This window comes from Streptomyces verrucosisporus, from assembly GCF_017114865.1.
Lineage (GTDB): Bacteria > Actinomycetota > Actinomycetes > Streptomycetales > Streptomycetaceae > Streptomyces > Streptomyces fenghuangensis.
Window position 1 is genome coordinate 12,349 of record NZ_JADEYH010000027.1, and the last position, 12,468, is coordinate 24,816.

Annotated in this window: 15 protein-coding genes; 9 read left to right on the forward strand and 6 right to left on the reverse strand. The window is 73.1% G+C overall.

Going from position 1 to position 12,468, the window contains the following annotated elements; genetic code table 11:
• Nucleotides 1–49 precede the first annotated feature (49 nt).
• Both recR and IQ279_RS22910 read left to right on the forward strand, forming a co-directional pair.
• Nucleotides 50–649, forward strand: a complete 600-nt coding sequence (recR, locus tag IQ279_RS22905) for a recombination mediator RecR (protein ID WP_093657343.1) — start codon at nt 50–52, stop codon at nt 647–649.
• A gap of 4 nt (nt 650–653) precedes the next feature.
• On the forward strand, nt 654–1,343 hold the full coding sequence (locus IQ279_RS22910) for a DUF5063 domain-containing protein (RefSeq protein ID WP_206351101.1): 690 nt from the start codon (nt 654–656) through the stop codon (nt 1,341–1,343).
• 212 nt (nt 1,344–1,555) lie between these two features.
• Here the strand turns inward: IQ279_RS22910 and IQ279_RS22915 are convergent, their stop codons facing one another.
• From IQ279_RS22915 to IQ279_RS22930, 4 genes are all read right to left on the reverse strand, one after another.
• Nucleotides 1,556–4,642: an FG-GAP repeat domain-containing protein gene (locus IQ279_RS22915; RefSeq protein ID WP_206351023.1), complete on the reverse strand. Its 3,087-nt coding sequence runs from the start codon at nt 4,640–4,642 to the stop codon at nt 1,556–1,558.
• A 235-nt stretch (nt 4,643–4,877) separates the two neighbouring features.
• A complete protein-coding gene (locus IQ279_RS22920; protein ID WP_206351025.1) occupies nt 4,878–5,111 on the reverse strand; it encodes a DUF7848 domain-containing protein in 234 nt (77 codons plus the stop codon).
• The gene (locus tag IQ279_RS22925) at nt 5,108–5,314 is read right to left on the reverse strand and encodes a hypothetical protein (protein WP_241028599.1); all 207 of its coding nucleotides are present in this window, start codon (nt 5,312–5,314) and stop codon (nt 5,108–5,110) included. Before IQ279_RS22925 ends, IQ279_RS22920 begins: the two co-directional genes overlap by 4 nt.
• A gap of 5 nt (nt 5,315–5,319) precedes the next feature.
• On the reverse strand, nt 5,320–5,559 hold the full coding sequence (locus IQ279_RS22930; RefSeq protein ID WP_307792494.1) for a hypothetical protein: 240 nt from the start codon (nt 5,557–5,559) through the stop codon (nt 5,320–5,322).
• A 120-nt stretch (nt 5,560–5,679) separates the two neighbouring features.
• On the opposite strand from IQ279_RS22930, the gene IQ279_RS22935 reads away from it, so the two are divergent.
• The 7 genes from IQ279_RS22935 (at nt 5,680) to IQ279_RS22965 (ending at nt 10,787) form a co-directional block, all read left to right on the forward strand.
• Nucleotides 5,680–6,534, forward strand: a complete 855-nt coding sequence (locus tag IQ279_RS22935) for a helix-turn-helix domain-containing protein (RefSeq protein WP_206351030.1) — start codon at nt 5,680–5,682, stop codon at nt 6,532–6,534.
• Entirely contained in the window at nt 6,518–6,724 is a 207-nt protein-coding gene (locus IQ279_RS22940) for a DUF397 domain-containing protein (RefSeq protein WP_206351031.1), read from the forward strand. Before IQ279_RS22935 ends, IQ279_RS22940 begins: the two co-directional genes overlap by 17 nt.
• Before the next feature lie 159 nt (nt 6,725–6,883).
• A complete protein-coding gene (locus tag IQ279_RS22945) occupies nt 6,884–7,270 on the forward strand; it encodes a YciI family protein (protein ID WP_206351032.1) in 387 nt (128 codons plus the stop codon).
• A gap of 28 nt (nt 7,271–7,298) precedes the next feature.
• Nucleotides 7,299–8,567: an RNA polymerase sigma factor gene (locus IQ279_RS28555; protein WP_206351033.1), complete on the forward strand. Its 1,269-nt coding sequence runs from the start codon at nt 7,299–7,301 to the stop codon at nt 8,565–8,567.
• A gap of 108 nt (nt 8,568–8,675) precedes the next feature.
• On the forward strand, nt 8,676–8,951 hold the full coding sequence (locus tag IQ279_RS22955) for a hypothetical protein (protein ID WP_206351034.1): 276 nt from the start codon (nt 8,676–8,678) through the stop codon (nt 8,949–8,951).
• 310 nt (nt 8,952–9,261) lie between these two features.
• The gene (locus IQ279_RS22960) at nt 9,262–10,155 is read left to right on the forward strand and encodes a hypothetical protein (protein ID WP_206351036.1); all 894 of its coding nucleotides are present in this window, start codon (nt 9,262–9,264) and stop codon (nt 10,153–10,155) included.
• A 56-nt stretch (nt 10,156–10,211) separates the two neighbouring features.
• Nucleotides 10,212–10,787, forward strand: coding sequence for a Uma2 family endonuclease (locus IQ279_RS22965; protein WP_206351102.1), 576 nt, complete (start codon nt 10,212–10,214; stop codon nt 10,785–10,787).
• A gap of 26 nt (nt 10,788–10,813) precedes the next feature.
• Here the strand turns inward: IQ279_RS22965 and IQ279_RS22970 are convergent, their stop codons facing one another.
• Both IQ279_RS22970 and IQ279_RS22975 read right to left on the reverse strand, forming a co-directional pair.
• Nucleotides 10,814–11,983: a zinc-dependent alcohol dehydrogenase gene (locus IQ279_RS22970; RefSeq protein ID WP_206351038.1), complete on the reverse strand. Its 1,170-nt coding sequence runs from the start codon at nt 11,981–11,983 to the stop codon at nt 10,814–10,816.
• Nucleotides 11,980–12,456 carry a hypothetical protein gene (locus IQ279_RS22975; protein WP_206351040.1) on the reverse strand — a complete coding sequence of 159 codons (477 nt, stop codon included), beginning with the start codon at nt 12,454–12,456 and terminating at the stop codon, nt 11,980–11,982. The genes IQ279_RS22970 and IQ279_RS22975 overlap by 4 nt, the downstream gene beginning before the upstream one ends.
• Nucleotides 12,457–12,468 lie beyond the last annotated feature (12 nt).

The window sequence follows — 12,468 nt, forward strand, 5'->3', positions numbered from 1 at the left end:
ACCGTACGGGAGTGACAAGGGCAGAGCGGGAAGAGTGGAGTAGGCGGCCGTGTACGAAGGCGTGGTTCAGGACCTCATCGACGAGTTGGGCAGGCTGCCCGGCGTCGGTCCCAAGAGCGCGCAGCGGATCGCCTTCCACATCCTGCAGGCCGAACCGGCGGACGTCCGCCGCCTCGCCCACGCGCTGACCGAGGTGAAGGAGAAAGTCCGGTTCTGCGAGGTCTGCGGCAACGTCGCGGAGGCCGAGCGGTGCAGGGTCTGCCAGGACCCGCGCCGCGATCCGTCGGTCATCTGCGTCGTGGAGGAGCCCAAGGACGTCGTGGCCATCGAGCGGACGCGCGAGTTCCGGGGGCGCTACCACGTCCTCGGCGGCGCGATCAGCCCGATCGAGGGCGTGGGCCCGGACGATCTGCGGATCAGGGAACTGCTGGCCAGGCTCGCCGACGGCACCGTCACCGAGCTGATCCTGGCCACCGACCCGAACCTCGAAGGGGAGGCCACGGCCACCTACCTCGCGCGCATGGTGTCCTCCATGGGCCTGCGCGTGACCAGGCTGGCCAGCGGTCTCCCCGTCGGAGGAGACCTGGAGTACGCCGACGAGGTCACGCTGGGACGTGCCTTCGAGGGGAGAAGACTGCTCGATGTCTGAAGCCATGCCCGAGAACCACGGCCGGGACCGCAACCAGGACCTCGGCCGGGACCGCGACCAGGACCGCAGCCCGGACGACTTCGCGGTGCAGATCGCGGACCAGGTCGAGAGTTTCCTCGTGGCGGTCACCGAGGTGGCCAAGGGGGACGAGCCGGACAGCGCCGTCCCGTACCTGCTGCTGGAGGTGTCCCAGCTGCTGCTCGCGGGCGGGCGCCTCGGCGCCCACGAGGACATCGTCCCGGAGGAGCGGTACGAGCCGGACACCGGCCCGGAGCCGGACGTCGACGAGCTGCGCATGCGGCTCGCCCGGCTGCTGGACCCGGTGGACGTCTACTCGGAGGTCTTCGACCCGTACGCGCGCAGCGCCCCGGTCGCCTGCCGCATCTCCGACGACATCGCGGATGTGGTCACCGACCTGCGCCACGGCATGGCCCACTACCGGGCCGGGCGGATCAGCGAGGCGCTGTGGTGGTGGCAGTTCTCCTACCTGTCCAACTGGGGCCCCACCGCCTCCGCCTCCCTGCGCGCCCTCCAGTCGCTGGTGGCCCACGTCCGCCTCGACACCCCCCTCGACGAGCTGGAGGGCCTGGACACGGACACCGACGCCGACGACCTCCAGCTGGAGCGTGAGGCCGGCGCGGTGATGGCGGCGGAGATCGCCGCCCCGCTGGGCATCAAGCCAGGGCGCGACTGACACGGTGATCCGGGCCTGACGAACCTCGTACGGAGACCGGCCCCGGGCCGGGCGCGGGATGCGCCCGGCCCGGGGCCGGTCCCGTCGGCCGTCGGCCGGGGTGTCCCTCGGCGGTCACCGTGGCGGCCGTGGCGGCGGCCGTGGTGGTTCCGCGCGAGGGAGCACCCCGGGGCCGGAGGCGGGGCCGGGACGGGGAAGCCGGCCGGCAGCGGTCAGGACAGGCTCTTGTAGCCGCCCCAGCCGGTGCCGATCTCGGTGCGCTTGGTGAAGGTGCCGTCGCCCTTGCCGTGGTTGCGGTAGAGCACGCCGTCGGTGTCCCGCACGACGATGTCGGCGTGACCGTCGCCGGTGATGTCGCCGACGCCGGCCACCGTGTCGTAGGACAGTCCCCACTTCGCGGAGACCAGGACGCGGCTCTCCAGCAGGCCGGTGCCGGTGCCGTCGTAGCGGAAGAGGGCGCCGTCCTTGCGGTGGGCCAGCAGATCGCCGTGGCCGTCGCCGTTCAGGTCGCCGACGCCGACGATCTTGGTGTACGTCCACCCCGAGCGGATCTTCTTCCCCGCCGCCAGCGTCCCGCCGGCCTCGGCGGCGAACAGGTGGATGTCGCCGGTGGAGGTCCGGCGCGCCAGCAGGTCGGCGCGCCCGTCGCCGGTCAGGTCGCCGGGCGAGGTCAGCATGTCGTAGGCGTCCCAGCCGGTGCCCAGGCCGGTGTAGGGGGTGTCGAACCCGACCGCCTCCCCGCACTCGGGCCGGTAGCCGCGCAGCTCACCGTCCGGCATCCGCAGCAGCAGGTCGTTGCAGCGGTCGCCGTCGAGGTCGCCGAAGGAGACCGGGGTGATCCGGTTCGACCAGCCGTAGAAGCTGGTCTTGCCGGAGAAGCCGCCCGATCCGTCGCCGTGCTGGAAGGTCAGCCAGCCGCCCGTGCTGACGGTCACCAGGTCGCCCACCCCGTCCGGCTGCCTGGGCCCGGCGTGGTCGTGGCGCGCCTTGCCGGCGCCGCGCAGCACGGTCGTGCCGCCGTAGGTCAGGGCGGGGCCGTGGCCGTCGGCCGGGGTGACCGCCAGTGTCCAGTCGTACCGGCCGTCGGGCAGGAACACGTCCCGGGAAAAGCCTGGGTGGAGGCCGCGCCAGCCCACCTCCAGCCGACCGCCGGCCGCGCCGCCGGTGGAGGTGTCCACCGTCCGGCCGGTCACGGCGTCCCGCACGGTCAGCGTCCAGCGGTCGGCCGGCTTGGACAGCAGCACCGAGGTCAGTGGGCTGGGCGCGGCCTCGGCGGTGGCCGCCCACACCTCGGGGGACTTCTCCGGTGCGCCGACGGCGGTCAGCGCGCTGGTGGGCGCGCCGGAGGGCACCAGGTGGACGCGCCCCTGGTCGTCCACCCAGGCGGCGTGGCCGCCGAACTCGTCCACCGTCCAGCGCACCCGGCGCTGCGAGTGCCCGGTGTCGGGCAGGTGGCCGATGACCCGGCCGGCGGCCGCCCCACCGGTCATGGTGGTCAGCGTCAGGTCGCCGGAGGTGCGGTCGTGGGTGACCAGGTAGCCGTTGCCCAGCAGCGCCTCACCGTCCGGTACGGCCACCGTCGTCCCCGCCTCGCGGTCGTGGACCGCCGACGGCGCGTCACCGGAGCAGTCGACGTACAGCCACCGGCCCACGACCTGAAGCTCCTCCGGCGCGCAGTCGGCGCCGGTGTCCACCGTCGCGGCCGTCTTCTTCGCGACCAGGTCGTAGCCGGTGACGGTGCCCGGATCGGAGCCCGGGGTCCACAGCACATCGCCCCACACCGCCGCCGGGCCCGGGTCGCGGGCGAGCACGGGATTGTCGAAGTGTCCGATGCGGTACACGGCCTGCCGTCCGGGCGCGGTGTGGAGCAGGTAGTCGCCGGACGCGTCCGTGATCTCGCCGCCCGCCTCGGCGGGGAAGGAGAAGTCGTCGTACGTCCCCCGGCTGTCGATCCTGATCGTGTCCTGTCCGTCGGCCCCCCGGTCCAGCCAGGCGATCCGTCCGTCCGCGAGACCGTGGACCCGCGCGCAGCCGGGGTCCTCCGCCGGGCAGGGCTCGTACTGGACGGGGCTGTTGTTGAACAGGGTGCGCTCGCCGAATTCGGGGGTGCCGGTCGTGGCGACGTCCCGCAGCCAGGACTCCCTGCGGCCCCGGCTGTCGTCGGTGACGACCAGCCGTCCGTGGGCCAGTGAGATTCCCCGGATCGTCACGTCCGGGCGCGGCAGCGGTTTGAACACGGTGACGGCCGGCCTGCCGTCCTCGCCCTCGGTCACACGGTGGATGCCCCAGTCGTCCTCGCCGGTGCGGCCGACGACCACGGCGGAGTGGGAGGGGGCCTTGGTGATCTTCGGATAGGCCTTGGTGAACAGTGTGACCGCCTCGCCGCCGGTCGCCGGTACGGCTCTGACGGGCTCCGTCGCGTGGGACCTGCGGTAGACCAGCCAGTCCCCGACCGCGGCCAAGTGGTGCGCCGGGCTGACGGCGCCGCTCTCCAGCTCGACCTCGACCGGGGTCGCGGAGAGGTCGTCGCGCGGTACGGCCAGGAGGGTGTCGTCGAGGGTGCTGTACAGCACCAGGTGCTCGGTCGTCAGGACGGCGTGGCCGTAGCCGATCGCGGTCGGTACGGTCCAGCCCTCGGCCCTTCCGGTCGCACGGTCGACCAGGGCGGTCCGATACTGTCCGTCCACATAGATGAGGAAGGCCATGTGCGTCTCGTCGGCCGCTGTGGGCATGCCGATCTGGGAGCCCGGCGGCAGCCCGCCGACGACCACGGTCTCCACACTGCCGTCGGCTGCCGGGGTCAGCAGGCTCGCCTCCCTGGTCTGCGCCCCGTTCTCGTCGGTGACGGTGCGGTGGACGGCGACCGTGGAACCGAAGACGCCGTAATCCCCGTATCCCTCGGGGATCTCCAGGGTGCGCGACGTCCCCTGGGCGGCGTCCCACAGGGTGATCACTCTCCCTTCCCGCTGGGCGAGTACGTCACTGCCGGTCGACCCGGGCGAGGTGAGACCGTGCCGTTCGGAGACAGGGACGGTCTCGCCGTCGGAGTAGCGCGTCCACCGCAGACCGGAGCGGCCCTCCATGGTGTGGAAGAAGCCCTCGGCCCCGGCGCCGTCCGTGCCCCACCGGGTCTCCGCCCTGTAGGGGACCACGGAGACGTCGGTGGTGCGCTCGGTGGCCGGGACCACCGTCTCCTGCGGGGTGTCCGCCGCCGCCGGGGCAGGGGCGAGGGCGAGCAGACCGGTCGCCAGCGAGAGCGCGGTGGCAGTCGCCAGGGCGAGACGGACGTGCTGGTGCATGCGGGAACTCTCCTGCTGCCTGCGGGGACGTGGTGAGGCCCCGGCCGATGTGGGGTGCTTTCCGCCCAACAACCCTGTTCTGAGAGGAATTTGGCGCAGGGATTCCGGACGTGTGGCCATTGGGAGACCAGCGAAGGGGCCCGAGGGTTGTACGGGAGCGCCACCGGGCGGGCGGCGACGGCGATGCGCCGTCGCCGCCCGCCGTCGCATCGGCCTCCCGCCTGCCGGACGGGCGTCAGCGCATCCACGCCCGCCAGGGGCGGTGGATGACCTCGCGGTAGGTGTGGTGGGAGGGGTTGCGGCCCGCGTGGACGAGCGCCCAGCGCTGGGCGTCCTGGAAATCGACGCCCGCCCCCGACCGCCGCCCGCACACCGCGCACTCCATCGCGTACGTGACGGGCTCCGCGTCGGGCTCGCGGTCGGGCTCCAGCGTCCAGCTCGCGAAACGGATCACACCGCGCGTGCTCACGGCAGCCTCCTGGTGCGGTCGCGGTTGATCTCGGTGACCCGGGCGCGCAGTTCCTCGCACGTCCCGGCCGGCCGCAGCGCGTCGGCCGGGCAGTCCCACTCCAGCCCCCCGCCGGGCGGCCGGAGCTGCACCAGCCCGCCCACCGTCCCCATCACCTGCCCCACCCGGTCGCTGCGGCTGTCCACGGCGTACGAACCGACCACGGGGTTCACTCCTCCTCACCCTCCGTGACGGGCCGCGCGAGCGCGGCGGCCAGCCGCCGCGCCGTGGCGGGGGTGCAGCGGCCCAGTTCCACCAGCGGCGGATCGGTCGTCTCGCCCGCGTACGAGACGAGGTCCACGCGCAGCGAGGGGAGCGTGACACCCGCGCCGAGCAGCGCCTTCCGCAGCTCGTCCACCGCCTCCTCCGCGACGCCGAGCCGTTCACGATCGGGCTGTCGTCCTGTCACGACCACGCCTGGCCTCCTGTGCATGCCGAGAGTTTCCGAATGGATACCCACAGTGGCGGCCGAAAGCTAAGCTCGCCAGAGTTAGACCGATGCGGTGAACCTTGTTGGGGGAGTGACGCCATGGCCGGCGGTGGCAGCGGACCGGGCCGTCCCGGGCGGCCGAGGATCGGCTGGGAGTTCTTCGGATCCGAACTGAGACGCCGCCGCGAGGCGGCGGGCTTCACCCAACAGGAGCTGGGTGAGCGGGTGTTCTGCTCGGGCTCGTACATCGGGCAGTTCGAGTCGGCGGTCCGCAGGCCGCAGTCGGAGCTGGCCCGCCGCTTCGACGAGGAACTGGACATGGACGGCTGCTTCGCCCGGATGTGCGAGGAGCTGGTCAACAGCTCGCCGTTCGCCGACTACTTCGCGGAGGCGGCGGAGTTCCAGACCCTCGCCACCACGATCTGCACCTACTCACCGACGCTGGTGCCGGGACTGCTCCAGACCGAGGGGTACGCACGCGCGGTCTTCCGGGCGGCTCAGCCGTTCCGCCCGGCCGAGCGGAACGAGGAAGGCGTCAGAAACAGGATGGCGCGGGCGCGGCTCCTGGAGGAGCCAACAGCCCCCGAGTTGTGGGCGATTCTGGACGAGAGCATCCTTCGGCGCCCCATCGGCAGCGACGCCGACATGGCAGGGCAACTGCGGCACATCGCCGAACTGGCGGAGGGCGACCGGGTACTCGTGCAGGTGCTGCCGTTCAGCGCGCGGGCGCACGCGCTGCTGGAGGGGAACCTGACCGTGATGACGTTCGTGGACGCGCCGCCCGTGGCGTACGTTGAAGGCCCTTTCAGCGGGGAGTTGTTGGACGATCCGGCGGTGGTGGGCAAGTGTGAGGCCGCCTTCGACCACGCGAGGGCGTCCGCGCTGTCGCCCGACGTCTCCCTGGCCATGATCGAGTCGGCGGCGAAGGAGTACGAGTGTGGGTGTGAAGCGTGATCTGACCGGCGCGCACTGGCGCAAGTCGAGTTACAGCGGAGGCAACAACGGCGACTGCATCGAGGTCGCCGACAACCTCCCCGGACTGATACCCGTGCGCGACTCCAAGCGGCCGTCCGGGCCGGTGGTCGTGTTCGGCGTCGAGGGCTGGGGGCCGTTCGTGGCGGCCGTCAGGGGCGGCCGGCTCTGAGGCGGGCCGGTCCGGGACCAGCCCGGGACCGGGCCGGAAAAAATTCCTGGGAAAAGTCTGGCGAGCTGTCGATCCGGTCGTCCCCCGATCGACGCATGGGTGAGAGGCGGGGAGAGAGCCCGCCTCCACCACCCGGAACGAACCAACCGAGGAGCCACCATGCCCCGCTTCATCTCGCTGATCCAGGTCGACGAGCAGAGCATCGCCACCCAGGCCCCCGACCCCGACTTCGAGAAGCGCATGGGCGCGCTGTTCGAGGAGATCACCAAGGCCGGGGTCATGCTGGACACGGCCGGGCTCGCCCCGACCTCCCAGGCCACCCGGCTCCACTGGTCGGGCGGGAGGATCAGCCAGACCGACGGCCCGTTCACCGAGAGCAAGGAGGTCGTCGGCGGCTACGCGCTTCTCCAGGTCAAGGACCGGGCCGAGGCCCTGGAGTGGGCCAGGCGGTTCCTGGAGGTCCACCCGGAGCACTGGAGCGTCACCGCCGAGGTCCGCGAGATCCAGGAGGGTCCGTCCGACCCGTCCGAACTTCCTTGCCCCTGAGGCCGCGCGGCTGCTCTGATGGGTGGCCGTGACGGGAACGGACGCGGTCGGCACGGCTGGTACGGGCAGTACGACGGCCGAGACGGTCGAGACGGTGTTCAGGATCGAGTCCGCGCGGATCGTCGCCGCCGTGGCCCGCGTCGTGCGGGACGTCGGGCTGGCGGAGGAGATCGCGCAGGATGCCCTGGTGGCGGCGTTGGAGCAGTGGCCGGAGTCAGGCGTACCGGAGCGGCCGGGCGCCTGGCTCACGGCCGTCGCCAAGCGGCGCGCGATCGACCTCGTGCGCCGCGGGGAGACGTACGCGCGCAAGCTGGCCGAGGTCGGGCGGACGCTGGAGGACACCCCGCCGCCGCCCGAGCCCGCCGATCCGGAGGACATCGACGACGACCTGCTGAGGCTGGTCTTCACCGCCTGCCACCCCGTCCTCTCCGCGGAGGCCCGGACCGCCCTCACCCTGCGGCTGCTGGGCGGGCTGACGACGCAGGAGATCGCCCGCGCCTTCCTGACCTCCGAGGCGACGGTCGCCCAGCGGATCGTGCGGGCCAAGCGGAAGCTGGCGGCGGCCGGGGTGCCCTTCGAGGTGCCGTACGGCGAGGACCGGGCCGGGCGACTGTCGTCCGTGCTGGAGGTCGTCTACCTGGTCTTCAACGAGGGATACTCGGCGACGGCCGGCGACGACCTGTGCCGCCCGGCGCTGTGCGAGGACGCCCTGCGCCTGGCGCGCGTGCTGGAGGGGCTGATGCCGGGCGAGCCCGAGGTGCACGGGCTGGCGGCGCTGCTGGAACTCCAGGCGTCCCGCATCCCGGCGCGCACCGGCCACGGCGGCGAGCCGGTGCTGCTCGCCGACCAGAACCGCGCCAGGTGGAACCGCATGCTGATCCTGCGCGGCCTGGAGGCCCTGCGGCGCGCGGGGGAGGGCCCGTACGGCCCGTACTGCCTCCAGGCCGCGATCGCCGCCTGCCACGCGCGGGCGGTGCGGTACGAGGACACCGACTGGGCGGTGATCGCCGCGCTGTACGGGCGGCTGGCGGCGCTGACGCCCTCGCCCGTGGTGGAGCTGAACCGGGCGGTGGCCGTCTCCATGGCCGAGGGACCCGGGGCCGGGCTGGAGCTGGTGGACGCCCTCACCGACGAGCCCGCACTGCGCGGCTACCACCTGCTGCCCAGCGTCCGGGGCGATCTGCTGGAGCGCCTGGGGCGCGGGGAGGAGGCGCGCGCGGAGTTCGAACGCGCCGCGACCCTGACGCACAACGAGCGCGAGCGCGAACTGCTGCTGGGACGCGCCCGGCGCTCGTGATCCGAGACCCGTGACCCGAGCCCCGGGAACCGTCCGGTACGGGGTGCCGCGCCCGGTGGGATGCTCTTCGTGAACGCGCTCCGGGCGGGGCGCTCGGGGAGGGAAACGGTGTCGGTGTTCTTCTGGGCGGCCACAGCGGTGATGGCCGTGGCACTGGGTGCGGCGGGCGTACTGGCCCTGGTCACGGGACGCGTTTCGTTCCCCTGGCTGCGCCGGAGCGTGAGGCGGCCGGGCATGTGGGGCGCCGGGGCGCTGCTGATGGCGGTGTCGCTCGGGGTGGGCCGGTGGGTGCCCTCCGGAATCCACCTTCCGCTGATGCTGGGCGGACTGGCGCTGGTCCTGCTGGCACAGACGGGGAGAGCGCGCGGCGCGTCCCCGGAGTGAGGGCCGCTGCGGAGCCCGGGTCTCGGGTTCCGGGATTCGAGCGCTGCTTGTGAGGAATGGGCGGGTCGGTACAACCCGCCCACCCTCCCCTGCGGCGCGCGTACAACGCGCGTACAGCAACCGTGCCTGCGGGGATGACCTGAGGTGACCGGGTCGCGACGATGCGTCGTGCCGGTGTAGCGTGCCGATCTAAGAACTCGACCCCCGACCGGTGTTGGCGCACCGACGGGGGTCTGACCACCCAGATCGAAGAGGCGATCCTGTGGCTGCACAAGACCTTAGCGCCGGCGTGCCCGCGCACAAGCACCCCATGGCGTCACCGGGCTACGGAAAGCGAACCGCGCCGGGCCAACGACCGCGTACGGCGGCCGACTTCGCGCACCTGCCCCGGCGCGAGGCGTCCGTCGCCGCCTACCTCGACCGGCTGCCCGACGGCGCCGACATCTCCGTGAAGACCCTGGCCAGGGTGCTGCCGGACTACGGCCAGTGCGCGCTGGGCACGGTGCTGCGGCGGCTGTCGGAGGCCGGGCACCTGCGGCGCGGGCGCGAGCACGTCACCGGCGGCGGCAGCCCGCGCTGGGTGACGCGCACCTACTTCTCGCGGACGGCGCGCGGCGACGCCTGGTGGGCGGCGTTCCTGGCGGGGGAGCACCCGGGGGACGAGCCCGCACCCGCCGCCGAGCCCGCCACCGCACCCGCACCCGCACCCGAGCCCGTACGGCCGCCGTGCTCGCGGGCGTACGGCGTGCTGGCCGGGCTCGGCCGCGCCGAGCCGCGCATGACGCTCTCGGCCGCCGACTGCGCGGCCCTGGAGGAGCTGGCCGGGCAGTGGCTGGAGCGCGGGGCCGACGAGCGGCAGCTCACCGGCGCGCTGGCCGCCGGGCTGCCGCCGGAGGTCCACCACCCGGCCGCCCTCGCCCGCAGGCGCCTGATGGACAAGCTCCCGCCCGAGCCGGAGCCCGCACCCGGGCCGGTGTCCGCGCCCGGCCCCGCCTCCGGCCCGCCGGGACCGGCCGTGCTGCGGATGGCGGAGTGCACGGTCTGCGGCGTCCCGGGCCGCCCCGAGGCCCTTCCCGGCGGCCTGTGCCGCGACTGCCGCGGCCTGCCCCCGGCCGCCCCGGCCGGTCCCGAGCCCGACGAGATCAGAGCGCGCGTCGACCGCCTGCGCGCCGCCGCCCGCACATCCGAACGGAGCTGTACATGACTGCTCAGGTCGAGACGGCCGTCGCCGGGGCACCATGGAGTCGAGGAGGCGACGCCATGACCCCTAGGACCGCTGACCGGCCGCAGATGCTCGCCGAGGAGTTCGAGCAGATCGCCCGCACGGCGCCGGAGACCGTGCGGCTGGAGTTCATCAACGGAAAGCTAGAGGTCAAGCCGGTGCCGGATGGAGATCACGGGGCGATCGTCATGTGGCTTCTCAAACAGTGCATGCGGCAGCGCCCTGAGTTGGCCTTGTACCCGGAACAGGGAATCAAGGTTGAGAAGTACCGGGGCGGCCGTGCCCGCCCCGACGGTGCTCTCGTACCTGAGGACCATTTCGCGGGCCAGGGTGAATGGGCCCAGCCCGACGGCGTGTTGATGACCGTCGAGGTCACGTCGTACGACCCGGACACAGGTCGGCGTGACCGGGTGGAGAAGCGCGATGCCTACGCGGCGGCGGGCATCCCCGTCTACCTCCTCGTCGACCGCGACGACCACAGCGTCACCGTGCACTCCGAGCCCGAGGGCGGCACGTACCGGAGTCGGACGACGCGGCCGTATGGAGCCGTGGTGGAGATCCCCGACCCGGTCGGGATCACGCTGCGGACGGAGAGGCTCAAGGACTACGTCTGACGTGCCCGCCGGGGACCGCCCGGGGCCTACGGATGGAAGACCGCGCGTACGCAGCCGTCCCTCTTGTGCTTGAACATGTCGTAGCCCTTGGCCGCCCGGTCCAGGGACATGGTGTGGGTGGCCAGGTGGGCGGTGCTGATCTCGCCGGCGGCGATGCGCTCCAGCAGCATCGGGATGTAGCGCTGGCCGTGCATCTGCGCGCCGCGCAGGGTCAGCCCCTTGTTGACGACCATGCCGAGCGGGAACTTGTCGACCGCTCCGGCGAAGACGCCCAGCACGAAGACGGTGCCGCCCTTGCGGCAGGCGTGGATGGCCTGGCGCACGGCGGTGGGGCGGTCGGTCTGGAGACGGAGCTGGTGCTTGGCCTGGTCGTACAGGTAGCCCGGCCCGTTGCTGTGGGCCTCCATGCCGACGGCCTCGATGCACACGTCGGGGCCCCGGCCTCCGGTGCGCGTCCGCAGTTCGGCGGCGACGTCGGTGGAGGTGTAGTCGATGGTCTCGGCGCCGGTGTACGTCTCGGCCATCGCCAGCCGCTCGGTGTGGCGGTCGATGCAGATGACGCGTTCGGCGCCCTTGATGACGGAGGCCCGCGCCGCCATCTGGCCGACCGCGCCGCAGCCCCACACCGCCACCACGTCGCCGGGCCGCACCCCGCCGAGGTCGGCGCCCATCCAGCCGGTGGGCACGGCGTCGGAGGCGAACAGCGCGCTGAGGTCGTCGACGCCCTCGGGGACGGGGAAGGCGCCGTAGTCGGCGAAGGGGACGCGCACGTACTCGGCGTGGCTGCCGCGGATGCCGCCCATGGCGTGCGAGTAGCCGAAGATCCCGGCGGTCTCGTAGCCGAAGAGGGCCTGGCCGATGCCGGGGTTGGTGTTGGTGTTGTCGCACAGCGACCACATGTCGTTGCGGCAGTACCAGCAGCGGCCGCAGCCGATGAAGGAGCACACCACGACCCGGTCGCCGACCCTGTGCCGGCGCACCCCGGAGCCGGTCTCGACCACCTCGCCGACGAACTCGTGACCGATCACGTCGCCGGGCCGCATGGCGGGGATGTAGCCGCCGATGATGTGCAGGTCCGAGCCGCAGGTGGTGCTCAGCAGCAGCCGCACGAGGACGTCCTGGTCGTTGCGGATCTCCGGCTCGGGGACCTGCTCGACCGACAGCTTGTTGACGCCTTCCCAGCACAGAGCCCTCACAGCACTCCCTCCCCGCCCGCTCGCTTCGACGCCAGTCCGACGGCCCTGCCCCCGGCCGTGTCGCCGCGTCCGGTCGGCGGCGCGTCCGGCAGCATCACCTCGCCGGCCTCCAGCAGGGACTTGGCCTCGCGCAGCGCGCGCCGCACCTCCTGGCGGGGGTCCTTGCCCGCGAGCCGGGACGGCGGTGAGGCGGAGGCGGGCGGCGCGGGTTCGCGCAGCCGGGCGGCCAGCTCGGTGCCGCGGTCGCCGGGAGCGGGCCGCACAGTGATCTCCAGCGCGTCGCCGAACTCGTCCAGCGGGTGTGGCGGGCCGCCGTGGGGCATCACGTCGGTCGGTGCGCGGTCGATGGTCACGACCAGCCAGCGGCGGCCGTTCTCCCGTGCCCTGCGCCGTGCGGTCGCGGCCCCGTGCAGGGCCGCCGCGCCGGCCCCGGCGCCCGCGAGGACCAGCGCCGTGCGTGCCAGGTGGTTCATGGCCTTCCGCCT